This window comes from Bacillus sp. FJAT-29937 (genome assembly GCF_001509555.1).
Classification (GTDB): Bacteria; Bacillota; Bacilli; order Bacillales; family Cytobacillaceae; genus Cytobacillus.
In genome coordinates, this window is sequence record NZ_LMAS01000007.1 from 59,322 (window position 1) to 81,876 (window position 22,555).

Annotated in this window: 27 protein-coding genes and 1 pseudogene; 7 read left to right on the forward strand and 21 right to left on the reverse strand. The window is 33.1% G+C overall.

The window, feature by feature from the left end; translation table 11 throughout:
• Positions 1 to 5 precede the first annotated feature (5 nt).
• Positions 6 to 299, forward strand: coding sequence for a hypothetical protein (locus AR328_RS15880; RefSeq protein ID WP_066297629.1), 294 nt, complete (start codon positions 6 to 8; stop codon positions 297 to 299).
• Between the two features lie 450 nt (positions 300 to 749).
• Here the strand turns inward: AR328_RS15880 and AR328_RS22305 are convergent, their stop codons facing one another.
• Complete coding sequence (locus AR328_RS22305) at positions 750 to 923, reverse strand: aspartyl-phosphate phosphatase Spo0E family protein (RefSeq protein ID WP_082677273.1); 174 nt, start codon at positions 921 to 923, stop codon at positions 750 to 752.
• Between the two features lie 161 nt (positions 924 to 1,084).
• On the opposite strand from AR328_RS22305, the gene AR328_RS15885 reads away from it, so the two are divergent.
• The 3 genes from AR328_RS15885 (at position 1,085) to AR328_RS15895 (ending at position 2,730) form a co-directional block, all read left to right on the forward strand.
• Positions 1,085 to 1,291 (forward strand): hypothetical protein, encoded by a 207-nt coding sequence (locus AR328_RS15885; protein WP_066297635.1) that lies wholly within the window; start codon positions 1,085 to 1,087, stop codon positions 1,289 to 1,291.
• Between the two features lie 51 nt (positions 1,292 to 1,342).
• Positions 1,343 to 2,305, forward strand: coding sequence for a DNA/RNA non-specific endonuclease (locus tag AR328_RS15890; protein ID WP_231734916.1), 963 nt, complete (start codon positions 1,343 to 1,345; stop codon positions 2,303 to 2,305).
• Positions 2,306 to 2,532: 227 nt separating this feature from the next.
• A complete protein-coding gene (locus AR328_RS15895; RefSeq protein ID WP_066297644.1) occupies positions 2,533 to 2,730 on the forward strand; it encodes a hypothetical protein in 198 nt (65 codons plus the stop codon).
• Between the two features lie 445 nt (positions 2,731 to 3,175).
• On the opposite strand, the gene AR328_RS15905 is transcribed toward AR328_RS15895, so the two are convergent.
• Together AR328_RS15905 and AR328_RS15910 are read right to left on the reverse strand one after the other, a co-directional pair.
• The gene (locus tag AR328_RS15905; RefSeq protein WP_066297651.1) at positions 3,176 to 4,435 is read right to left on the reverse strand and encodes a Y-family DNA polymerase; all 1,260 of its coding nucleotides are present in this window, start codon (positions 4,433 to 4,435) and stop codon (positions 3,176 to 3,178) included.
• Positions 4,436 to 4,444: 9 nt separating this feature from the next.
• Entirely contained in the window at positions 4,445 to 4,777 is a 333-nt protein-coding gene (locus AR328_RS15910) for a YolD-like family protein (protein ID WP_066297656.1), read from the reverse strand.
• A 178-nt stretch (positions 4,778 to 4,955) separates the two neighbouring features.
• Between AR328_RS15910 and AR328_RS15915 the strand changes: the two genes are divergently transcribed.
• The 3 genes from AR328_RS15915 to AR328_RS15930 all read left to right on the forward strand — a co-directional run bounded on the left by AR328_RS15915 (position 4,956) and on the right by AR328_RS15930 (position 7,073).
• A complete protein-coding gene (locus tag AR328_RS15915) occupies positions 4,956 to 5,210 on the forward strand; it encodes a YolD-like family protein (RefSeq protein WP_231734919.1) in 255 nt (84 codons plus the stop codon).
• A 320-nt stretch (positions 5,211 to 5,530) separates the two neighbouring features.
• Positions 5,531 to 6,517, forward strand: a complete 987-nt coding sequence (locus AR328_RS15920) for a hypothetical protein (protein WP_066297663.1) — start codon at positions 5,531 to 5,533, stop codon at positions 6,515 to 6,517.
• Between the two features lie 355 nt (positions 6,518 to 6,872).
• A complete protein-coding gene (locus AR328_RS15930) occupies positions 6,873 to 7,073 on the forward strand; it encodes a hypothetical protein (RefSeq protein ID WP_066297674.1) in 201 nt (66 codons plus the stop codon).
• A 58-nt stretch (positions 7,074 to 7,131) separates the two neighbouring features.
• Here the strand turns inward: AR328_RS15930 and xerS are convergent, their stop codons facing one another.
• From xerS to AR328_RS16005, 18 genes and pseudogenes are all read right to left on the reverse strand, one after another.
• Positions 7,132 to 8,241: a tyrosine recombinase XerS gene (gene xerS / locus AR328_RS15935; RefSeq protein WP_066297681.1), complete on the reverse strand. Its 1,110-nt coding sequence runs from the start codon at positions 8,239 to 8,241 to the stop codon at positions 7,132 to 7,134.
• 148 nt (positions 8,242 to 8,389) lie between these two features.
• Positions 8,390 to 9,442: an RES domain-containing protein gene (locus tag AR328_RS15940; RefSeq protein ID WP_066297684.1), complete on the reverse strand. Its 1,053-nt coding sequence runs from the start codon at positions 9,440 to 9,442 to the stop codon at positions 8,390 to 8,392.
• A 95-nt stretch (positions 9,443 to 9,537) separates the two neighbouring features.
• Positions 9,538 to 9,855 carry a DUF3895 domain-containing protein gene (locus tag AR328_RS15945; protein ID WP_066297689.1) on the reverse strand — a complete coding sequence of 106 codons (318 nt, stop codon included), beginning with the start codon at positions 9,853 to 9,855 and terminating at the stop codon, positions 9,538 to 9,540.
• A gap of 47 nt (positions 9,856 to 9,902) precedes the next feature.
• Positions 9,903 to 10,664 (reverse strand): NERD domain-containing protein, encoded by a 762-nt coding sequence (locus AR328_RS23120; protein ID WP_066297693.1) that lies wholly within the window; start codon positions 10,662 to 10,664, stop codon positions 9,903 to 9,905.
• Between the two features lie 173 nt (positions 10,665 to 10,837).
• On the reverse strand, positions 10,838 to 11,383 hold the full coding sequence (locus tag AR328_RS15955) for a hypothetical protein (protein WP_066297698.1): 546 nt from the start codon (positions 11,381 to 11,383) through the stop codon (positions 10,838 to 10,840).
• Positions 11,384 to 12,151: 768 nt separating this feature from the next.
• On the reverse strand, positions 12,152 to 12,847 hold the full coding sequence (locus AR328_RS15960; RefSeq protein WP_066297714.1) for a GNAT family N-acetyltransferase: 696 nt from the start codon (positions 12,845 to 12,847) through the stop codon (positions 12,152 to 12,154).
• A gap of 161 nt (positions 12,848 to 13,008) precedes the next feature.
• Positions 13,009 to 13,947: a hypothetical protein gene (locus tag AR328_RS15965; protein ID WP_066297716.1), complete on the reverse strand. Its 939-nt coding sequence runs from the start codon at positions 13,945 to 13,947 to the stop codon at positions 13,009 to 13,011.
• A 26-nt stretch (positions 13,948 to 13,973) separates the two neighbouring features.
• Positions 13,974 to 14,555, reverse strand: coding sequence for a hypothetical protein (locus AR328_RS15970; RefSeq protein ID WP_066297724.1), 582 nt, complete (start codon positions 14,553 to 14,555; stop codon positions 13,974 to 13,976).
• A gap of 51 nt (positions 14,556 to 14,606) precedes the next feature.
• On the reverse strand, positions 14,607 to 14,759 hold the full coding sequence (locus AR328_RS22605; RefSeq protein ID WP_156422711.1) for a hypothetical protein: 153 nt from the start codon (positions 14,757 to 14,759) through the stop codon (positions 14,607 to 14,609).
• 109 nt (positions 14,760 to 14,868) lie between these two features.
• Positions 14,869 to 15,786 carry a DUF4359 domain-containing protein gene (locus AR328_RS15975; RefSeq protein ID WP_066297726.1) on the reverse strand — a complete coding sequence of 306 codons (918 nt, stop codon included), beginning with the start codon at positions 15,784 to 15,786 and terminating at the stop codon, positions 14,869 to 14,871.
• Positions 15,787 to 15,990: 204 nt separating this feature from the next.
• Positions 15,991 to 16,563, reverse strand: a complete 573-nt coding sequence (locus AR328_RS15980; RefSeq protein ID WP_066297729.1) for a hypothetical protein — start codon at positions 16,561 to 16,563, stop codon at positions 15,991 to 15,993.
• 134 nt (positions 16,564 to 16,697) lie between these two features.
• Positions 16,698 to 16,973 carry a hypothetical protein gene (locus AR328_RS15985; RefSeq protein WP_066297734.1) on the reverse strand — a complete coding sequence of 92 codons (276 nt, stop codon included), beginning with the start codon at positions 16,971 to 16,973 and terminating at the stop codon, positions 16,698 to 16,700.
• A gap of 370 nt (positions 16,974 to 17,343) precedes the next feature.
• Positions 17,344 to 18,306, reverse strand: coding sequence for a methyl-accepting chemotaxis protein (locus AR328_RS23520; protein ID WP_442854459.1), 963 nt, complete (start codon positions 18,304 to 18,306; stop codon positions 17,344 to 17,346).
• Positions 18,301 to 19,467, reverse strand: a pseudogene (locus tag AR328_RS23525) (HAMP domain-containing protein); the annotation flags it as partial. The pseudogene AR328_RS23525 and the gene AR328_RS23520, both read right to left, overlap by 6 nt.
• A gap of 40 nt (positions 19,468 to 19,507) precedes the next feature.
• The gene (locus AR328_RS15995) at positions 19,508 to 20,755 is read right to left on the reverse strand and encodes a PcsB-like coiled-coil domain-containing protein (RefSeq protein ID WP_066297738.1); all 1,248 of its coding nucleotides are present in this window, start codon (positions 20,753 to 20,755) and stop codon (positions 19,508 to 19,510) included.
• Between the two features lie 33 nt (positions 20,756 to 20,788).
• Positions 20,789 to 20,956, reverse strand: a complete 168-nt coding sequence (locus tag AR328_RS22610; RefSeq protein ID WP_156422712.1) for a hypothetical protein — start codon at positions 20,954 to 20,956, stop codon at positions 20,789 to 20,791.
• A gap of 86 nt (positions 20,957 to 21,042) precedes the next feature.
• Positions 21,043 to 21,231 carry a hypothetical protein gene (locus tag AR328_RS16000; RefSeq protein ID WP_066297742.1) on the reverse strand — a complete coding sequence of 63 codons (189 nt, stop codon included), beginning with the start codon at positions 21,229 to 21,231 and terminating at the stop codon, positions 21,043 to 21,045.
• 43 nt (positions 21,232 to 21,274) lie between these two features.
• On the reverse strand, positions 21,275 to 22,162 hold the full coding sequence (locus tag AR328_RS16005) for a helix-turn-helix transcriptional regulator (protein WP_231734921.1): 888 nt from the start codon (positions 22,160 to 22,162) through the stop codon (positions 21,275 to 21,277).
• Between the last annotated feature and the right edge of the window lie 393 nt (positions 22,163 to 22,555).

Genomic DNA, 22,555 nt, shown 5'->3' on the forward strand with positions numbered 1-22,555 from the left:
TTCACATGAACGAGAAAACAAATGATATTCGGTCAAATCTCATATTCTTAATGTATAAAATTTATTCTATCTTAAAGGAAAAACAGCTTTCTTCATCAGGTGAGTGGCTGCAGGAGGACTATTCTTTAACATGGGATGGACAGCAGACTTTGATTCTATTTAAAAAGTCATTATTAATTGCGGAAGTTCGTACTGGTCAAGTTAATTTAGACCCTTCTATTCAGGAATACTATCATGTACCTTACTCATGGCTTCTTAATATAAAAGATTTGTTAGGTTCTGCTGATAATACATTGTAGAAATGTAGGATTTATCGAAATTAATTTTCTTTTGACAGCTTATGTGACGTAAGGGATTTGGGGGAAATAGGGAAGTATTCAAATGATTATATTGAGTTATCTAAAGAAATCAGGGAAATGCGCGGAAGAACCTTCTCACTATTATTTATAATTGGTGTTATTTGGATTGTACTTCAATAGCAAAAACCTTATTAACAGGAAGTGAAGCAGAGGGAATACTTTTGAAGGAATTTTTGTTATAATAACCGTTTTTACAGTTGTCTTATTGATTTACGTATTTTTTTCTATTGGCAGTTGTATAGAAGCTAAGCTAAAAATTAATAAGTTATAATGTCGCTTTTCAAAATAACTGCAAACAAAGTAAACTGTGAGTATTTCAGAGCAAGACAGCTGTAGAAAGGATTTGGATCACAACTTGCCCTGTTAACTATTGTTGGGTTAAAGGAATAACTATGAAGTTTTTTGATATAAGAAAATCAATTTATCTAGTTGTTGGCTGATTTCAATGGTTTGGTTACTGTTTATTCCTTCTGTTACCCCAATTTCAATTAATTGAGCTCGATAGAATTCAATTGTTTTCAAAAGGGTATCTTTAGATATTAGTGAGTAATCAGTACTATTCAAATCTTCACCTTCTGGGTATTAAGTATTATTCACGAATACTATAATACCAGTATTAAACAAAAATGGAATATGGATTAATAAAGAATAAAAATAGGGAATATTACGAGTAATCAGAATGATGGAACGCGTATAGTAATCACAAATTACAGGGAGTTATTGAAATGATTAAACAATATGAATATGTAGATCCAGACGTAACTAGACAGGAAATGGCTAAGGTCCTTATAAAAGGGCTAGGTCGCTCTTTAACTGAACAAGAAATAAGAACAATTTATTGGTTAGGTGATATAGAGTATAAATCGAGAGGAATCATCCTAGATCTTTTCAAGGAGCTTAATGAACGAATTGAATATTTTAAGGAAGATTAGTCGTTTTGCTTTAGAATGAACAATATGAAACTATTATAGGAGAGTTGTAAAGTGAAAAAGAAAATGAAATATTTAATCTTACTTTTAACGATCATCTTTATGGTTGGTTGTGCCAACGTAGAAGATGCATCCATTACAGATAAAGAAACAGATTCACAAGATGTAACCACAGTTGAAACAAATTCAAATAATAGCGAAAAGGAAGAGACGAACACTACGGTTGTAGATGAACCAGTAGTGGAAGAAACGCCAACCGAACAAAATAATGACCTGTTCTCGGGATACAATCTTATTGAAGTTGATGGTGGTGATTTGTCTGGATATCGTGAACCGAACGTGGTCGTTGACATTGGCTATGGGGACCGGAAGTATTGGGCTTTCACGAATGAACATGGGCAACTGGTCCGTGTCATTGCTGACGAAATCGTTCTACAAGATGACCGTACCGAACCTGTAACATCGTCTGGCAGATACTACTCTGATGAAGCAAAAGTTCCTGGTGTCGAAAGAGCAGATTTAGATGAAGGACATATCATTGCGGATTCTCTCGGAGGGGTATCAAATGCTTACAATATTACTCCACAAGAAAGTACGCTTAACCGACATGGAGATCAAGCATATATGGAAGACGCGATCCGTAAGGCGGGTGGAGCTACTAAATTTGAAGCTATTATCACATATCCGAATACAAAAACGCAGATTCCTTCAAGTTATCAGTATACCTATACTTTAAAGGGCAACGTGATTGTAGATAAATTCGACAATGTGAACCCTGATGAAGTAAACGCAAAACTCGGTTTAACAGACAGTAAGCCCTCCGATTCAACTAGTTCAAACACGAATTCAACTAGCTCAAACGCAGACGGTGATATTTCTCGAGTTGATACAAATGGTAATGGGAAGGTAACGATTAAAGAAGCGAAAGATGCAGGTTTTAGTATGCCCATAACGTCTGACCATTGGTTATACAAATACATGGATGATCGTGATGGTGACGGGATGGTAGGTGAATAAGCCGCTAAAACTTTGAGGCAAAATAAATGAACGAAAGACATTACCAAATTTACGTAAAACAATTGAGAAAAGTTAAAAATCATGGTACGATATATGTAATAAAATAGTAGACAATTTATTGTGTGGAAGCACCGCCAATATCCTCTTTTGGGTATTGGCGTTTTTTATTACTCTCTGAGGGATATCTAAAGTTGCTATAGATTTATAAAATATTAAGGGGGGAAATTATGTTAATGCAGCCAAGTGTTAAAAGATTTATTTTATCGTATCCTTCTAGCTTTAAAATAATTGGATTAATGGTAGGCATATTACAGGTGAATTTATTGGATGGTGAAGACAATTTTTCAATGGATATTCGTTTAGGCCATAAAGACGAACCTGTTGATATTTCTCCATTCTTAGAAAATGTTAAAATAGTGTCATAATAGTTTAAGGGGCGTTATAAAAATGTTCGTGTACTTTCGTAAAATATGGGTAAGTATTGTATTTTTAATCATTCTCTTTTCAATACAGCAGTTCCAGTTAAGTTTGATTGGTTTTGCAGTGTTATGTTTTTTATCGGGGAGTTACATAACATATATCTTAAGGCACAAACTTATCTATAAAAGGGCTAATGAAAAAAGAATCAAGGATTTAAATAGCTTTAGTCATATTGAAAGTACCGAACATTTGATATTTCCATTTATGGAGACAATCATTATTACGGCTTTGGTGAATCTATGTTACTTTGTAAGCTCACCAACTGTTTCGGTTATCATGTTTGCTGCAGGTTCAATCTATCTGTTACTTGCCCATTTTGTAAAAAATAAAGAAGAATATTACTTTTATACGGAAAACTTGATATAAGCTCATTTTAGCCCCGATTTGGGGCTATTTTTTATGACCACCTATAAGTGTGGATCTTGTTAATGCAGTGCCAGCAGGAGTATATGAAACAGCTCGCAGGAGGGCGGTAGAACCATATTTTTTTCTAATTTCGTCAACCACATATCCAATTTTTCGTTTTTTCCATCCATTTTTATCAAAGAGATCTAGTTGCACTTCATAATCATCAACAAGGTTAGTGATAGCAATGGATATTTGTCGTACAGATTTACCATTATAGTTTTCTTTTAATAATTCAAGACATACTTTGTAAATATCCATTGTGACATTTGTTGGTTTTTCAATTGTTCTGGAGCGGTGGAACCCGCCACCATATTCATCTTTGCTATAACCAAGACCAAAACTGATCGTTCTTCCAGCCTTTCGTGCAGCACGTGCTCTTCGGGCAACTTCTTCACAGATTTCTAATATGCCAGTTTTAACTTCTTCAGAGTTGTAATTTCTTAAAAGAATTTGGCTTTTACCAAAACTAACTTGCCCCTTCAATATAGGCGCCCCTATTTCGGAGCAGTCTATACCCCAGGCATGATGATATAGTTGGTTTCCCATAATCCCAAATTTCTTTTCTAATAATGCTAAATCGTAATTTGCAAGTTGACCTATCGTAAATATTCCCATGCTATTCAATGTTTTTTCCACGCGGGGGCCAATACCCCACATGTCACTTAAAGGTGAAATTCTCCACAATTTAGTAGGGATATCAGCATAAGTCCAGGTTGCAATTCCGTTAGGTGCTTTTTTAGATTCAAGATCTAACGCTAGTTTTGCTATTAACATATTAGGACCGATACCAACAGTGGAAGGAAGTCCAAAATCATTTTTTATGTCAAACTGTATTTGTTTGGCCACGATTTCTGCCTGTTCCTGGGATGTTTTTGGCCCTAATTGAAGGAACGATTCGTCTATTGAGTAGGTGTGAACGCATGAAGGAGGTACGTATCGATAAAACAATTTTGTGAGCTCCGTTGATACTTTTATAAACAAACTCATTTGAGGGTCAACAATATGGATTCGTGGGTCGTTTGGGACCTCAAACAGACGGGAACCAGTCTTGATATTGAAATCTCTTTTAAGAGCGGCGGAAGCTGCTAATACCACACTACCCTGGCGATCTGTGCTCCCAACTACGGCAAGGTAACAAGTAAGCGGGTCCAATCCTTTTTCGATAGCCGCAACGCTTGCATAAAAGCTTTTCTGATCTATGCATAGAATGGTTTGCTCTGGAAATTGGGTATAGTCAAACATGGTATTACCTCACAATTGTTGTATGTTAATTAAATTTTTGAAAGGTATATGATGAAAAATATCATCCGGATCTTTAATAATCAATTGACTCTTTAAGTGGTTGATATAGGTTACAGTTCCTTTTATTGTTTTTACAAATCCATTATCAAAAATTTCAAGGACAAGACTATTGTTAAATTCCATTGATTCACAAATGGTCATTTCAAACTGTTGTATTGCTTGCTCATCCAGTTCAGGTTTCTCCATTATTTGTTCATCAATTAAAGCTGCCTTTAAAGAATGCACATGTTCAGGTAACATTAAAGCAGCGTTCCATTTTATAATTCCTCTATCCTTAAGCATTCAATCCATCTCCTTTTTATATATTATACAAGAACATCCGTTCTTTATTCAATTGAATTAGAACGAATGTTCCTGTATAATTATTGGTAAATGGAGATCCGATTGAAAGTGGGATTACTAATGATCGCTGCAAAGTATGATGCAAAATAGCCCAAAAAGGTGAGGAGAGAGCGTAATCATGGGAGTAAAGATGCCGAAAAAAGTTAAGCCGCAACGTCCAACCCGGGATGAATACGAGCTAGAGGAATTAGGAAATTCTCTTGTAGAGGCTTATGAAGAAAAGAATGAGGTTTGTTTGGCTGTTTGGCAAAAAGACCCGATTAGGGGGAAAATTGTGAAACTTGATGGTCAAACTCAACTTGTCCATATTGAAAGTGAATTTAAGACAATTAAGGTGAAATTTATCGATATACTAAAAGTTGAAAGTATATAAAGTGGATGAATGTTTTCTTATTGAAAACTTAGCATGTTGAGGTAAGAGATTAAACTATAGATTTACTTTATATCCAAGATATAGTAATCTATCAATATACTATATTTTCCACTTTTAACTTCACCCATGAGGGAGAAGATTGAGTTATTTTAATCCTTTTCAGGTCCTAATTATGTATAAAACAATTAATTGTATATTTAAATTTAAAAGCCCACTAGGGAAATGAATCGTTTAACGATCACTCTTAGTGGGCTTTATTTATTGACCTGGTGATTAAAGTTAGGGAGGAAGTATAGAAAACCATATAAGGAGGGGTGTGTATGAAAACAAGAAGTTGGTTACTGGCGATATTTGCAGTAGTTGAGATTACAAGGTTATTTGCACTTGAAGTAATTAAAGACAAACTTTCTTCAATAATTGTTGAGAATGCATTTGTTGAATATGTTATGTCTATTTTTGAGTTAGAAATCCCAATTGGTCTTGCTATTATTATTGCTATTGGAATATCGATGGGAGTTCAGCATTTCACGGAAAAATCTTCAACAGATAAGTATAATAGAAATCTCAATAGAAGAAGGAACTTTTTTCACTATATTCTTCAGGGAAGGTATACTCCTACTGTGTTATCACCTGACCAAAAAGATGAAATAAAAACGACATTTAAGGGTATAATGGATAAAAATGACGAAATTGCAGGGATTCAAATTTACCAAGTAGAACATGAAAATGATACAACTGAAATCAATTTTAAGTTGAATCCTTTAGTTAGTTATACCACGGAGGGTAGTAACGAAATAAATTCTACTTTATCAATCAATGTTAGTACTATTAAAGAATTCTTTGATGCTTTGCAGTCAACAGAGGATAAAGCGAATTTTTATGAAAAGACAATAAAACATCTTAATAATAAAACATTTAGTTCTAAAAACTTGGGGTTGTATATGTTATTAGATGTATTAATTGAAGATGATTATAAAAATTCTTCTGGTGTTATTCCAAGGGATAAACAGATTTTAAATGATAAAAATAAAGATAATCGCTATAAACAAGCATCAAAGTTAGGGCTTTTAAAAGCCTATTTTGGTAGGGCGGTAAGTGAGGATATATATACGTTTGAAAAGATGGATGGAAGTAACGATAAAAAGAATCGGAATTATGTTGTTATCAATATGAATGACCAACAGCATCTGATTTCGATAATCTTAAAAAACTCTGTTCCACATGACCAAAAGGCTAAGGTAATTAAAACAGCAACAATAAGAGTAAAACGGAAATTGAGGAAAATAGAAAAAACGGCTATTAGTTAACATATTTTCTCAATTAATAAAATGTGTTATAATAATAATAATAAGATTGGCCGGAGGGATGGATTATTATGAAACTAAGACACATATTATCCAGAGTTTATCCTCAACAATTTGAGAGTGAACCAATCAAACATCTTAAGAGTCTGGGCGTAAATTTCCATGAAGATAATAAGAAAAACTTTATTCCTGTTGTAAAAGTTAAACAGGATAGAAGTTTTAATATCAGGGAAAAGTTAAAAAGGACCTCTACATACTAATGTAGAGGTTTTTTTGTTTAGGAATGAATACTCGAAAGTAATCCACAATAAAGTGTAAGCATATAAATATAGTATAAATACTTTATGGTGGTGGGACTGTGGGTCTAAAGCATTTTTTAGCATTAAAATTCCCAAAATATTTTGAAGATAAACGGATCACGCAATTAAAAAGATTAGGTGTTAACTTTAATGAGGATGTACCAGGTAACTTTATACCGGTTAAGCACCGTAAAACTGTAAAAGTTATTAGCAAGTCTAATATTGAAGAAATATTAAACAGTGCTAATAAGAAGGACTAATAACTATTAAAAGAGGAGCCGCTCCAGTAGAAGCGCCCCCTAGATTATGATATATTCATTATTTTCGTCTTTTTCCCATTTTAGCTGCAGCCTCCTGTGCTTTGTCTAACTCAGGGTTGTCATATAAAGCAGCAGTTGTAGTTGATGTATGCCCCAATTGAGTCATTAGCATATGAATATCCTTTTCTTGGGCCATTAGATTGGTAGCGTATGTATGCCTAAGTTTATGAGGGGACATTGACTTATTTGTTTTAAAGGCTTTAGTATATTTTTTCACTAACGTTTCTACGGTCCGATTGGATAATGGAGTAGCGGTATTTTGTGTCTTAGTAACAAAAACAAATTCATTTTCATCATCTGTTGCATTGTACCTTTGGCAACGTACATTCAAATATTCTTTTACATCCAGCATTGACTCAGGTGTTACTGGAACAACATCACTTTTGTCTCCTTTTCTAATCACCCATATACGATTTTTTTCAAAATCTAAATCTCTTAGTCTTAAATTTGTTAACTCATTAACTCGAATCCCTGAACCGAGAAATAAAGAGAGAATAGCATAGTCTCTTTCTTTATCGCGTTTAAAATAGATTTTACTTCTTGAACCCTCACCCAATTTATTTTCATATTCATTCTTTATGAAATCTAGGAATAAAACGTCATCATTATTATGAAATATCTTCTGAGATATTCTGGAGGCCCTGGCACTAAGAGTCTCTTTTACTTTTGTAACCTCGATTTTCAACATAACATTTCTGTAAAAATAGGGCTCACCATCATCTTTTTCGGTTTGAGTTGTTAAGTATTTAAAAAGGGAACGGAGAGCGGAAATTTTGCGATTTACGCTCTCTTTTTCAGGTTTTTTTGTTTCTTTTTTGTTCACCTGTATATCGCGCCGGTTAAGATCTCTTATAAAGGCTTTGGCTTGCTCTAATTTTAGATTTTCTAAAACTGAGTAGGGTATATCTTTAATCTCGCTGCATTTAACGATTTTCTTTTTAATTAACCATTCAAAGAAAAGTTTATAGTCTAAAACATAATTATATAGAGTAGAAGGAGAGCGGGTATCCAGCTTATCATCTACATATTCAGAAACATAGGAGGGCATTATCTCTAATAGTTCCATTAATTTTTGTTCATGAAGTAGGTGTTGTCGTGTATTGGACAAGAATAAAAACTCCTTTCCCTTGTTGTCGTTTTTTGTCGAAACTATGCGTAAAATTCAATTTTTAGGCATAGTTGGGATCTTAATTATCTTTTAACCAATCATTTTTAAGAGATTGGTTATTGTAATATATCAAGTTTAAAAATACTTATTAAATTGTGAAACTAGTACTGTAACGAACATCTTTAACATCAAGGAAGTCAATACTTTCAATGGTTACATTTTTCTCATTAAAGATAACATAGTTCTCTTTAGGACCTAATGCACTTTGAAACAGAAAACCATCGTAGCCTTGATTCTTAATTAGTTCTGCTAAATATTGTGTCGGTAAGTAATCTAATTCGGAATTACTGGGATTTACTGGTTTTGATAAATCTTTTATTAATTTTTCTAAAAGTAAAAAGGACTCCATACTCTGTATCAAATTACCCTTAAATTGAAAAGGGGATACTAAGGTTCCTCCCACGTTTAGTCTCACTAATTTTAAGGGCTTACTGGTTATCATAGTAGCCATGGTTATTTTGGCAGATTTATAGGGTCTAAGTTCAGCTACACACGTGTCTATATCTTTTGAAGCATATAGATACGATATGCCCCTTGGATTAGCACGGCCTGGTGTAGCTTTATCCATAGGTGGTGCTCCCATTTTAATTATTGGTTGTCGATCTAATCGCCCTCTATAAATAATAGAGTTATTTGGAAGAACATATTCATTTTCTTGAAAAATAGCTATAAGGTTATCATTTATATAAGCTTTGGTAGGAAAAAAACGATTACCATGCTTAATCTCATTTGTGAAATCATTCCAGATTTCCACAGAAGTTTCAAAAGTAAAAGCCTCTGCAGCTCTAACATATAAATCATCCTCATCAAATCCACCATTGAAGGTTTCTACAATATCAGTTAAAAGAACCTTTGCCATGTTTCCTTCTATATGGATTGAAAAAACTCCCCATTCTGATTGAATAAGCTCATAGAGGCTCTCTCCTACCTCTGTTGGGTCCTGTTCCCCATAAATGAAGTTCTCTCCATGCTCAAGCTTTTCATAATATCCATTAAACCGTTCAAAGTGCATGCTTAATTCAGCAATATCTATTGTATATACATTTTGGTGACCACAATAATCACAGTTTCCAATAGTATTTTGCTTTTTAATAATAGAAATCATATAACGATCTTTAAAACATTTTTCACAGCTATTCAAAGAATTTCACCCCTGATTTTTTGCTCTATATTTTATTTGCTTGATGCTTTTGTAAAGAAAATCTAAACCCTTTAGTCTCAAATTAGTCCACCTTATTAATCTTTTAAATTGGTTGTTTCTTTTATTCGATAAATTCTATCAGACCTATCTTTATCCTCAATAAATTCGATGCTATTGTGTAGAACCATTTCGTCCAGGATGACACACACCTTCGGATAGGCCTTTGGCTTATTTGTAGAGAATCTTTCATTGGATAATAAACCATCTTTAATTAATCGTTCACAAATTTCCAATGCACTAGTAATATTCAACTCTAGTAACTCCAAAATGGTTGTATGTAAAGGGGAAGTGGACGAGCTGCTACTATTTTTAGGCTCTTCCTCGAATAAATTATCAAATGATATCTGATTCAATATAAACACTCCTCATGGTAAAAAGTTTTCAATCTTTAAAATACACTTTATTTAGTAAATCTACACTTAGGAAAATTGCTACAGCCCTTAAAGGTTCCATTTTTTCCGGTTCTTGTAACAAGTTGACCTCCACATCGAGGACATATGTTATTTCTCACTTTTTTGTCGTGATTTTCTATATCCTTTTTAATGTCAGAAATATGTTTTTTACCGACTTGTTTCTTTATTTTCTTATCTTCAATTTTAAGTTCAGTAAGTAGTTGTGTTATTTTTTGTCTTCTAAACGGGGAGACAAAGGTTGTTTCAGGCTCATTTCGAATGACCGATAGTAAATTATTAATTCCAATCACTTTTGCGCGGGTAAAGGGTTGTTTAAATTTTAAAGTTGCTTGTGTTCCAAAAACTATAACTGAGTAAATTGGAACATTTGCAACGGTGTCTCCAAGGTGTTCTTGCAATGCTTTAATATGTCCAGCGTTTTGCCATATAGGATTATAGAATTTTTCTTTTCGTTTATAAATAACCTGGGTCCAATGCTGGGACTTTTCTGAACCTAATATCCAACCATTATAATTCTTTGTTTCTATGACAAAAATTCCTTTGTGAGAAAGTAGTATATGATCAATTTGTGTGGTTTGGCCATTTTCCTTCGGAATATATAAATCATTGAGTAAAGAATAATTATTAGGATCAAGTGTACTTAAATGTTTAGAAACTTTTCTTTCTCCGATGCTACCTTTAATGGTCGCAAAGTTTCTTTTTAACAGCCATATTAATAGGATAATAACAATGAAAACTAAATAAGACATGTAGACCTCCAAACGGGAATATTATAGAATTTATGTGAGATATTTCCTATAAATATATTATACCAAACATACATTCTTTAGGTCTATTCATTTTTTCGTAAAATAGGCATTTTACGCATAATTGATAAAAAAGAAATAGAGGAGAATTCTCCTCCCCTGTTTTAACTTTTTTATTAGGATGATGGAACACTAATCTTCACTAATAAATCTCCGCTATCCCTTTTGCAGTAACATACAAATCCTTTCTTTTCAAAATACATTCTTAATTCATCCAGGATGATAGGGTTTTCCTTAATACATTCCGAAAAAAAACTTTTTCTCATAGAATAAAAATAAAAATCATTTACTTTTTTATCTAATTCATAAATTTTAACTTTTTTATATTTTTCGCGTCTTTTAAAGAACAAACCGAAAAAGCAGATGTCGTTTAAATAAAGATGAACTGCCAGTTGTAAACTAATTCTCAACTCGTTGTGAGCTAATAGATCATACTCTTTAATGTGAAGTGTTGGAGAATATGAATAATACAATCTTATGTAAAAACCATTGAATCCTTTTGCTAATGAAAGCTTAAAATTATCATTAATAACTTTATCTAATTTATCTAGTTGTGTGTATAGAGTGTTACGTAAGGTTCCAACAATAATTTCTTTATAGACTTGAATATCTTCATTTACCTGCTGCTTAACTTTTTTAAGTTCTTCAATATTGCTGTTCATCTTTATCCCCTCCTTCATTTTATCTGTTTAATACTCCATCGGAACATAAATGTTGTACCATCTATCAATTCTCGTCATTCCCTTTGAAAATTTTGAAATTTATCTTCTATCCAACTTAATAGGACCAAAACAATACTTTCAATGTAGGTATGGAGCTGTAAAGAGTATTATAGTCAGGAATATGGCTATGCTTGGGTTCAACAAATGTTAGTATATTATTTTAATCTAAACACAAGGGATCTAGAAAATCCTGGTAAGTTGATTCCTTAAATTATACCATTTATTAACATACACAAATATGTTTCTACAATTTTTCATTTCACTAAATTATTTTTTTGTGAAATGAAAAATTAATTTGAAGAGTCTTCTAAATCTCCCCTATTGTTATATTCAAAGTAAGTTGTACTCTATTGAAAGTAAGTTATTCCCTTTGGAAGTAAGTTGTACTCTAAAACATCCAAGAAACCTCATTAAATCGGTTTAATAATACCTAGAGTACAACTTAGTTATTGTCTCCAGACAACTCAGTCGTGATCAATACACATCAGTAGTGACCAATACAATTTAGTCATGACATAATAAACGCATTGAAATCAAGTTTTCTTCAATTTAAGGGCCAATTAGTTCAAAACAGCTTGTCGCTTTATATTCATGTTGGTTAAATACCAGGTCACACTTGAGTTGTAAATATTTAAAATCCCATAAAAAAGCCCACTCTATGCTTCTGGAGCACATGAGTGGGTTGCTATTTTATCATATATTCATTGATTAATATTCAGACAACTGCTTAACCAAATGTACTTCGTCTGTACGCCCCATCGTTCTCTTGTACCCTAATGGTTCATAAAAATTAAGTAATTGATCAATCGCTTTTTCCGTCTTTTCTATGTCTAAATCTCTGTTTTCTAACTTCAAATCATCTGTTTCTGTAGGGAAAGGTTTTAACAAAATGAAATCAGTATCATGAAGTGAACAATATTCCTCAAGAGCTTCCATCGCTAGTTTTCCATAACCTTTTCTCCTAAATTCTTTTTTTATCTTGATTTCAGATAGTAGCGCCAACTTACCAAAAACATTAATTGTATTATCACTAAATGATTTATCCTCATATTGAGCTAAATCAGACACACCCATAGAACGACCATTTTGATAAATTGGATCGTCAAAACTATCATCATAATTTGAATTATCCAATCCCATCTCTTCATTGGTTTTATAATCATCTAAACTCCAATAGTCAGGGAAAACCTTAACAGCACTCATAGTTTGATACATATGTGATGATAATGCATCGCATTGTTCTCTTACATCTGCTGGAGAATTACGTTCCGCAGAAAACACATAGAAACTTCCATTGCCTATTATTTCTTCATTAAGATGTACATTGAATGTATATGCGATATATTTAATTACGTCACCTTCAATAACCGTAGAGGTAAATTCAACCTCGAAATCTTCGAACATTTATATGCCTCCTTTACATTTACAAAACATTAAACTCTTTGAACATTACTATCTATGGTATCAACATAAAAATTGATTTAACCTGAAGTACGAGTCATTTGTGGGTCAAGGAGCATAAAATATCGCTCTCTACGGTTGGTTATATCCAAGTAATGATATTTTTATTTCATAGGAATTACATGAGTATAGCCAGCTTCAAATAATTCATCTTCTGCTGACCAAACGTTTTTGGATTTGTCGTTGGAAAAACCATTAGGCTCATAAGCGTATTCTTCATTATAATGAAATAATAGAAGCACAAATAATGCTTTAGCTCTTAAACTGAGCTTTTCGTCCTCTAAACATTCAGTAATACGATTATGCCATACTACAAAATTACGCATGATGGTGTTATCGTGACAGACCATACAATCATGCAAATCCACATATTTCATATCTGTCCATTTCATGGATTCGGTTATCGCTGCCAGAACAACTTCCTTACGGTCTTTGGTGTGTGACTTGTACTCTTCAAATGAATGGCGGCATGTATTGGTGATTCTCATAAGAATAATAGCTTTTGCAGCCAGGGATAATTTTTCTTGATGTACTAAGTCCATTGCTTCGAATAAATAACCAAAATCCACCATGCATCCCTCAGAGAGATAGAGGTTTGTTTCTATATCTGTTATTGTTGGTTTGTTGTTAGGTTGAAGCCTTTTCTCTTTTACAAGCCACAAGATAATTAGGTGAAAATCAACGTGACTAAAAACAGCTTCGCATAGTGCGATGAGTGACAATGAATCATATCTATTTAAGTAATCTAAAGCCAATAATAATTCTGATAATTCTTCTGATGATTTATTGTGATGTTTATCTATAAAATTAATGAGTTCGTGTTTTAGGAACTCCTGGTTATTTTCAAGTCGTTCATGTTTTTCGGAACCTATTGGTTCTTCGGACAACAAATCTTGGTGCGCGGTATCTAGTTTTGTTATTTCACTCTTGATAACTTCAAGAAGGTCTGTGTTTTTTGATACTATACTCAAGAAAAGTGGTTTGTGCTCCATTTTAATAAAGCTAGCAGCCACTATTGCCCTTGGATTCGATATTCGTCGCATAGTTTTCCTCCGTTTTTCTTCACGTTTTAATGTTGATTTTTCCGCTCGCTCCACTTTCCTTTATGTAATAAATCTTTAGGGATGCTAGGTAGACACAATTCAACTTTAGTGCATGTTTCTCCAAAATAATTTACTTTGACGTTTGGTTTCATTATAGTTTCATCATTAACTGTATCAACTTTTTCAACTATAACACGCTCTCCGTTCTCCATTATAAAATCAACATCTGCAATAATTTTCTTAGGACCAGCCAGAAATAGAGATATTTCCTTTATATTTTCAAAAGGTGCAATCCACGTTCTTTGTCTACCTTTAACTCGTGGATCATAAGATAAGGTGGCGATGTTTAACTCTCTTAAAACAGAAGTCATATAATTAAAAATAGCTGTAGATAAAGATTTAATTAGAACATTCGGAATACTTAATTCAGATACTTCTTTTTCAATATCAATAAGATCGCAATTAACGAACATAACAAATGACTTCTTAAGTGAAGGTAAACTGATAATCACCTCATTATCTTCGCTATCTATGTATGAAATCAGAAGTTTTATCGGTTTTAGATCATCGATGTATAAATCAAAATGATAACTTTTTGTTTTTTTCACTTCTTATCTTCTCCCTATATTCTACTAAAGTTAAATGCAGATTTTCATTTATTATTCTAAATTCATGATGTTAAAATTGTGATTGTTACCGTTACTATCCTTTACTTTCTTTTCTTCGGTTCGGAGTCGGAAAATAATAAAATCATTACTTGAAGCTGCTATATCATTATCATCTACTTGATACCAATCTAAAGTTAATTCCATGAATGAATCACTCCCTTTTAATAGAGAAATATTATGGAATAAACATAAACGATTTTTTAATAATAAATGATTTATTAATATTTTTCATTAGGTATATGAAGATTCCTTGTTACAAATTATTTGAGAAATAAAACTTGTTATTTGTAAATATGTATTCTTCAATTTGCCCCTGGCTGCCAATTGGCACCATGATGACATTATCGTTAAGATTTAGTGTACTTTGGAAATACTCAGTTAAAAGTAATTTCATTGGATTTACTTCCTCTACATTCTTAACGGTTGAATAACCATATACCCAAAACTTACCCTGTGAATATCCATCACCAACTGCAATTATTACTTCTTCATTCCCATCATTATCAAAGTCATAAGTGGCAGCCTGAATGGTGTGATCTTGTGGGATTTCTCCAAGATCATCGAATACATCATAATCGTTATCTTCCAAATATAAACTTACAGGGTTATTGTCCAGGATAATTCTAAATTTAAACCCATTTGGCTTGTCTCTGCCGTACATTAAGGTCCCGCTTCGGTCATTAAACTTTACCTTTTGTTCTGTTTGTTCTAACAGCTTCTCTGGCCCCCAGTAAGATAAGCTCGGACTTCTTTTATCGTTAACTAAAATAAAAGGCATTTTATTAAAATCAGTATTATCTATTTCTACTTCACTTTCCTCTTCAGTTGTTATAGGAGCTGTAGCTGGCTGAATCTTTTGTTCTGGAAGCGGGACATCCTTTGATGTTTGTATATTAGACGATATAGGGATGAATGATTTAAAAATACCAAGTGTTGTGACTTGATTATTCATGATGGAAGTTTTATAAATGGAAAAAAGTATATAATCGCGAGGGTTGGTGGTAGTTTCAAGTACCTTTTCACCAAACCAATCAACACCGATATTTATCCATTCACTATTGCTTTTCTCTTTGATCTTGTCCTTAGCCCAGGTATAATACTCTTCCTCAGAAGGATTAGTTAGTATCAAAATAATTAATATAAGAAAAATTGCTATGAGCCATTTTTTCATTTTGAGAATCTCCCCATCAACTATAATAGACTGGCTGTTTAATACTTAGACTTTTTAGCTCGTAAATTACTAATGATTGTTTTTACAGCCAAGTTATTTGTATTTGCTATATTATAGATTCGTTCACATATAATAAAATCCTTTATAGTAAAAGGACCTATTCAAACTTCATGTGCTGTTGAATAAGTCCTTTTATTAGTTTAACTATTTGGTTTCATATTTTTGAATGAAACTTTGTATTTTCTTATAGATAAATTTATCTTTAAATATTCTTATTAAAAAGAATTGAATTGCGGGAACTATCGCTGCTTGAATGAAATTAGCGAGATAATATAGACCTAAAAAGATGAAGCCATGCCCCACTCCATCACTATTCATTCGGTCAAGATGGCTTTCTCCATATTTGTGTATAGACTCCAATTCAAACAATACCGCACAAACAAAATAACCAAAGACGATAGATAATAACATAAGTGTTCTACTCAGTTTTTTAGTTTTGTCACTTTCCGAATAACATGCTTTATAATATCTTAGATTATGAATTCCTAAAGTTAAAACTATTAATATAATAATGTTGGGAATCAAGAACATTTCCCACAGCCAATCAAACCAATCATTCATATATGATAACACTAACGCAGGTATAGCTGGTAGGAACAAGACAGCCATAATAAATGTTATGCCGTTCCCTCCTCCGCCACCACCACCAAATGCACGCTCTTCTGCATCCCTCTCTCCTATTACATAGCCAGCTGCAAAATCATCTTTATTATTCATTTAACGCATCCCTCCTTCTATTTATCTATAAACTTGAATTTTCTTTATATATATCGGTTCATAATAATAATTAATTAAAATTACCTAAATGTTTCATTAAAAATAGCCCTGTTTTACATGAGTAAATTTTTTTATCATAGAGTTTTATTATTGGGCTGCACTCCTAATAACCGCCCTTTTTTACTATTTTTCCAAAGATACAAACCAAAGAAAATACCTATTGGAAAAAGAAATATAGTTAAAGCAATCGCACCAAGAATCCAAGCACCGATAATAAGTAAGGTCGTTTCATATTCAAAAGTCAAATCGGCCAATATTACTCTTATTAATTGAATAAGATTTGCCTGGATAAACGAAAAAAGCAATGCTGTTTTTAAAACATATATCCATTTAGTTTTATTTGTTTGCAAACCAGCCACTCCTTTAATCATGGTCATAATTTATTCTATATATTTCAAAATAATCCTTCTTCAAAAGCGTATTCATTCGGTTGATCTACTTCTGATGTCTATTTAAACATCTTGATGACTTCCATCATCATCTTTGCTGCGATTCTATGGCCATAAAACTGATTAACCGTTCCTTGTAAAATAAAGATCCGTCTTTGGATGGTAAATTTAATAATCCTACTTTTAATGCCAAAAAAGGATAACGTTCATAATTTTCATATGAAGGTTATCCTTTAATTTCTCATTCATTTGTGGTGGCCTTCTCAGAATTAAGGTTCGGATCAAGACTGTAGCCGAATCCCTACTTTAGGTTGTACATCTTTAATTTTTCCTAGTTGGAGTTATTACTCAATTTAAACCTATCAACAACCTCTTTAAGTTCATTACTCAACTCAGTCAGTTGTTCAGCCGACTCTGCAACAGTCTGAATCGCTACGAGTTGCTCATCTGTTGAGGCGCTAACTTCTTCACAGGAAGCTGCAGATTGTTGTGACATGGCGGCCATAGAATATATTCCTTTAAGCACATCTGTTTTACTTTGTTCGATATGGTTCATTTCATTATGAACAAATTGAATCGATGTTCTAAGTTTATCAACGATTTCGGAAATCGAACGAAAACTTGTCTCGGTTGTTTTCACAACATCTGCTTGCTGGAAGAAAGTTTCCTTGGTCTTATTCATTGACTGTACAGCTAAAATAGCCCCGTTTTGTATAGCTTCTATGGTATTCTTCACTTCATCTGTCGCAACAACAGATTGTTCAGCTAATTTTCTAACCTCTTCTGCAACTACCGCAAATCCCTTGCCGTGTTCTCCTGCACGTGCCGCCTCTATACTCGCATTTAAGGCTAGAAGATTCGTTTGAGAGCTGATTTCAGTAATTGTGGTAATTACCAACTCAATCTGCTTAATCTTCCCTTCTAGATCATGGATGACTTCCTCCATAGAATCTAGATATTCACGGGATACCGTAAATGACTCTCTTAAATGGTTAACCTGCTGCACTCCGCTCTGATTCAGTTCCTCTGCCTTATCTGCTAAATCCGTCATTCCTGAAGCATGTGTACTAATATCCGCTATTTGCTGGCTTAACTGTTCGGATAATTGATTGGCGGACTCGGCTTCTTGTGCTGAATTTGTAGCGCCTTTTGCAACTTCGTTAATGGCAGCCGCAATTTCTTCACTGGATGCATTCGCTTCTTCCGATACGGCACTTAAACTTTCAGCCGAAACTTTAACATCATTGACAGATGAATTAACCGTGTGAATGACTGAATGGAGATTTTCGACCATTTGATTAAAATGCTTGCTTAATTCACCAATTTCATCCTTTGTATTCACAGCTGTAACAACTGTTAAATCACCATTAGCCATTTGAATAACTGCTTCCTTTAAAGAAGTAATCGGTTTTGCAATCCTTGTTGCTGCAAAATAAGTAATCGCGATAGCCAAAATTAAGGCTATTAAAGATATGATAATAATATTAATTCTTATTTCTTTTGCTCCCACTAATAAATCATCATATGTAAAAGCAGTTCCAATTTTCCATGAAGTGCTTGGCATGGTTTGGTGAACAAGAATCTTCTCTTCACCTTCATGTACATAATACGAGATCCCCTGGTTATCATCATAAATCTTTTTTATATAAGGAAGGTTCATTAAATTCTCACTACGCAAGGTAGGATGAACGATAGCTGTTCCTCCCTGAGAAAAAACAAAAGCGTACCCACTATAACCGATCTTAGCCTGCTCCACTAATTTCGTCATATTTTCTAATTGAATGTCTAAACCAATGACACCAACAACTTTATCTCCTTGTCGAATGGCATAAGAGGCTGTTACAACGTATTGGTTCGTGGCTGCATCTATGTAGGGTTCACTCCATTCAATTTCCCCAGGGTTACTGTCTGCTTGTTTATACCAATCTCTTGATGTAGGGTCAAAATCAGCTCCTAAATCAACAGCTGGCACAATCTTTAAATCTTTTTGGGCACTTGCTACATAGATAGATGCAACATCCTTGTACTTATCTAAATAATTGTTTAAGGCCCGTTCAAGCCGAACTGTAGCATCATTTCCATCTTCCCCCAAATTCCTCTCTTGAAGATAGTCAGCAGTTTCAACAGAATCAGCCATATATCTCATACTTGATTCATATTGATTCATCGCCATTTGTAGAGAATTAGTAATCTCAGCAACGATGCTTTCTGATTGGTCGATTACACTCTCCTCGATTTGACTCTTTGTCTTATGGTCAACAAAAAGACCAATTACCGCTACTGTAAAAACTAATAGAGTAGTAAATAATAAGATTAATTTTCCCTTAATGGACTTAAACATGATTACTGTCTCCCTTGATTGTATTCCATTATAATTTAGCATAAAAAAAATGAATATTAGTGCGATAGTTAACACTTTTAAATTGAAGTCATAAATAAAAATGATAACCTTCATAAAGTAATATGAGAGGGTTATCTCTTGGTATACTTCGAAGCTAATTTGAATGTACTAAGTTCTTTATTCTTTTTGCTTCATTTAAAACTTTGTCAACATACCATTGGGCATGATTGTAATGCCAAATAGCCTTTGCTGGGTCTTCGGAATAGCCATGTTTTGATAGATACCAAGCGGCACTACCTAGACTGTCTTGAAGATCGAAAGGATCCGCTTTTCCATCACCATTCATATCTTTGCCAAATCCGTTACCAGCTGCTATGACATCTAAATCGGTAATATCGATGTTTGCTGGAACCTGTCCGCTCACATTGTCGTATTTGTATCCTATCCAACTGAGCGGAAGAAACTGCATGTGGCCAAGAGCCCCTTTTGAGGAGACCATGGTTGGATGTCTACTAAAATTCGTTTCTACCGAATGTACCGCTCCAATTACAAACCAATCTACTCCAAATTTATTACCGGCCTCAATATAATAAGGTAGATATTCATAAGGAAAATCATTAGATGTAGATGAATTGGAATTGTAGTTAAAAGAGTTTAATTGGCTTGTGATTGCATTTTGACGCTCATTAAGGTCATTCTGGTGCTGTAAGTATTCTTCTTGTTCTGAAAGCGATTTAGCAATGTTTACTTTGATTTGTTCTAACAGGTTTGTTTTTTCAGTCTTTTGTTCTGTAATAATCTTGATTTGTTGCTGATATTCTCCCTCCAGGATTCTAAGTTCCGCTTGCTTTTGGTTTAATAAATCTTTCTGCAGCTCTACTTCCCTTTGGTCCTCTTTGAATTCATTTATGATTGACTGGTCTAATTCAATTATTTTAGTGACCGCCATTCCTCGTTCAATAAAGTTAGTGAAACTTTCACTTTCCAGTAGAAATGTAAAGTACCGAAGGACACCTTCATTTTCTTGAAGAATTTTTAATCTCTCATGAACCAAGCGCTTTCGCTTTTCAATTTTTTCGTTATACGAATTGAAGTCTACCCTGTATCGTTCAATGTCTTTAGTAAGATTCCATATCTGATCTTTTAAGACTGATTGTTGAATTTCTCTATCCTCAATAGAAGTATCCAAATCTCTAATCTTTTTTTCTAATTCAGTTTCATTTTGCTTCAATTCGTTAAGTTCTATATTTAACCGTTCTATTTTTGATGTTAGAGCTTTTTGATTTTCAGCAATATCTCCCTTTTCTTTTAAAATGGAGTGTATTGTTTCTGCAGCTAAGGTATTGCTACCAAAAATAAAATTAAGGACAATGGCTACAATTAGAAAATATATTTTTTTCACAATAAAATCCTCATTAATTTAGAAATCCTTAAATTAATCTTCAAGCGGATTTAAATCTGTAATTCTTTTAGGTGAATATAAGGGATTCTTCTTTTTGACATTTGTGTTAAGTTTTATTGATTGTGCATACTCTTCACGGATTATCTTCTTCTGAAATGCTAGTTGAGCCTGGTCATCTTTCCTTATATGTTTATTTTTCAAACAAACTACCTCCTCTGATTATAAAAAAAAAGCACCGCTAAACCCTTAAGGATCTAGCGGTGCTTCCGCTTAAACATACTAACTTATTAATGATGTGTTGGGATTTCATAAGTTGTGATTAATTTAGCACTATGATGAGTAGGAATTCCTGCGAGTTCAGTTACAGGTTTAACCTCATGGTGGGTAGGGATTCCTGCATGGTCCTGGTTAACAGAAGGAGAACTTACTCCTAAGATAGTTAGAGCTAGCGCTCCAGCGAAAAGAATTTTTTTCAATTTGATAACACCTCCATATAATAAGCCTTTAATATTGATATTATCATTTGTTGAGAAGTTTTTCCAACTCTTGTTCTATGTACTTTACTAGATAATCATTTTTTTGGGTTTTTAGAAAATTAATAGATGTATTAATATAATTTGTTCCAAGTTCCTTCTCACCTAACTCAATATAATTCTCTCCAGTTTGGTAATGAAATTCAGAAAAAAGATAAAGAGTTTCATATTGAATGCATAGTTCAATTCCCTTTTTACTGTATTTAAGTGATTCTTCAAATTCTTTTATATGCGTTAATGCTTGGGATAAAGCAAACATCACACGTAATTTTGATCTAGGATCGATGATATTTGGTAATCTATCTAAATTAGCTAAAGATTCTATAAGAATGGTAATAGCATGTCTGTAATCTTTTACTTCGATATGAAGAATAGCAATACTTGTTAGTATCTCAATTTCTCTTTCAGCGAGATTTTTCCTAGAAGGGTTTGTTAAATGTATAGCGGAATATAGAATTTCTTTCGCTCTATCAAATTCTTTGTCTACATGATAAGTGCATATGCCTTCATGCCAAAGAAGATATTGTTTAAGAGTGGTCTCTTTAAAAAGGGGGTTATCTCTCTCCATTTTAATAATATCTTGTATAGCCTTATAATTTCGTTCCCTCTTATACTTGTTGATTAAGTCAAATACAACTGATGTATAATTATGGGGAGTTTTAGATGTTAAGGCATAAAAATAACTCAAATCTACACTCAGCTTTACAGCAAAATTATGAAGTTGGTCAATCCGTGGATATTCTTTTTCTTTTTCAAATTTGATAAGTTCATCTTCTGTGCAAATACCTTCCGCTAACTCTTGTTTAGACATTCTTTTGTATTTTCTTAAATCGTGTAAAACTTGCCCATAGCCTAATACACTCAATATTATCACCTCGGTTGATAACTCTATTTTGATTTTAACATAGTCTTGTCATTTATAAATGTCATACTTTGTCAATAGATTTAATGTTTTGACGGAAAATGCTAGTAATCATGTATAAATTTATTAAATTATCTAACTTTTGTAAACGATTTCAGGGCTATGGAGTCCCTCTTGATCAGCTGTGTTATAATTCTAATCCAAGATTTTCAAAAATTTAACTGTTAATATTTCTGGGATTAACTTATAATATCCTCCTGAAATAAAAAAAGCACACTAGTAGAGTGTGCCTTATATTGGATAATATATCAATATTGTATTTTTGTGACAATTTCATTTTCTTTGAATGTGAATACTTGACTATGGTTAAAGTATGAACAAAAGGACTTATATTTAGTCCCAGCA

What these genes read in the sequence shown, in the direction of transcription:
- AR328_RS15880 (WP_066297629.1), top strand. Translation starts at nt 6, where the DNA reads ATGAACGAGAAAACAAATGATATTCGGTCAAATCTCATATTCTTAATG.
- AR328_RS15910 (WP_066297656.1), bottom strand. Translation starts at nt 4,777, where the DNA reads ATGCTTAAGGATAGAGGAATTATAAAATGGAACGCTGCTTTAATGTTA.
- AR328_RS15980 (WP_066297729.1), bottom strand. Translation starts at nt 16,563, where the DNA reads ATGAATAATAAAGATGATTTTGCAGCTGGCTATGTAATAGGAGAGAGG.
- AR328_RS15955 (WP_066297698.1), bottom strand. Translation starts at nt 11,383, where the DNA reads ATGAACAGCAATATTGAAGAACTTAAAAAAGTTAAGCAGCAGGTAAAT.
- AR328_RS23120 (WP_066297693.1), bottom strand. Translation starts at nt 10,664, where the DNA reads ATGTCTTATTTAGTTTTCATTGTTATTATCCTATTAATATGGCTGTTA.
- AR328_RS22605 (WP_156422711.1), bottom strand. Translation starts at nt 14,759, where the DNA reads ATGGAATTAACTTTAGATTGGTATCAAGTAGATGATAATGATATAGCA.
- AR328_RS15885 (WP_066297635.1), top strand. Translation starts at nt 1,085, where the DNA reads ATGATTAAACAATATGAATATGTAGATCCAGACGTAACTAGACAGGAA.
- AR328_RS15920 (WP_066297663.1), top strand. Translation starts at nt 5,531, where the DNA reads ATGAAAACAAGAAGTTGGTTACTGGCGATATTTGCAGTAGTTGAGATT.
- AR328_RS15975 (WP_066297726.1), bottom strand. Translation starts at nt 15,786, where the DNA reads ATGAAAAAATGGCTCATAGCAATTTTTCTTATATTAATTATTTTGATA.
- AR328_RS15965 (WP_066297716.1), bottom strand. Translation starts at nt 13,947, where the DNA reads ATGCGACGAATATCGAATCCAAGGGCAATAGTGGCTGCTAGCTTTATT.
- AR328_RS15915 (WP_231734919.1), top strand. Translation starts at nt 4,956, where the DNA reads ATGGGAGTAAAGATGCCGAAAAAAGTTAAGCCGCAACGTCCAACCCGG.
- AR328_RS23520 (WP_442854459.1), bottom strand. Translation starts at nt 18,306, where the DNA reads ATGGTCGAAAATCTCCATTCAGTCATTCACACGGTTAATTCATCTGTC.
- AR328_RS15960 (WP_066297714.1), bottom strand. Translation starts at nt 12,847, where the DNA reads ATGTTCGAAGATTTCGAGGTTGAATTTACCTCTACGGTTATTGAAGGT.
- AR328_RS15895 (WP_066297644.1), top strand. Translation starts at nt 2,533, where the DNA reads ATGTTAATGCAGCCAAGTGTTAAAAGATTTATTTTATCGTATCCTTCT.
- AR328_RS15905 (WP_066297651.1), bottom strand. Translation starts at nt 4,435, where the DNA reads ATGTTTGACTATACCCAATTTCCAGAGCAAACCATTCTATGCATAGAT.